The organism is Dysgonomonas sp. 520, from assembly GCF_010501095.1.
Classification (GTDB): domain Bacteria; phylum Bacteroidota; class Bacteroidia; order Bacteroidales; family Dysgonomonadaceae; genus QVMP01.
Genome location: NZ_QVMP01000008.1, coordinates 131,861 through 132,256 on the forward strand (window position 1 = coordinate 131,861; position 396 = coordinate 132,256).

The following is a 396-nucleotide window of genomic DNA, read 5'->3' on the forward strand; positions in this document are numbered from 1 at the left end:
TCTTTATCCGATAACTTTGTAAAGAAAGTGCGTAGCTGAAAACCATGTCATTCATAGTCAATACCTCTATGCTGTTTTTGTGTGCTGCATCCGATTGTAATTTACTGGAACACAGATAAGAAAACATATCCAGTTCGTCAGTTAAGTTTATACAAATCAGCAAACATTTTTCCGCAGATTCTATCTTAGCATCACAATCTGAGGGCAGGAAAAACATGTCTTTTGTCTTAATCTTGCTATTCTGATAAATTGTAGATAAGATGTTTGCACTTCCGTGCACCACCATAATTATACTGTTTTTGTTTTGTCCCAAATCATATTCCTGACCTATATCCACAGCAATGAATTCTATCGGTCGCATTTTTCCGAACTCCATATTTTTTGTTTTTAAGTGTT

General features: G+C 34.8%; 1 protein-coding gene. It reads right to left on the reverse strand.

The window, feature by feature from the left end:
• Positions 1–376, reverse strand: a 376-nt coding sequence (locus D0T56_RS06440) for a hypothetical protein (RefSeq protein WP_163319315.1), incomplete at its 3' end; no start/stop codon positions are given.
• Positions 377–396: the final 20 nt, after the last annotated feature.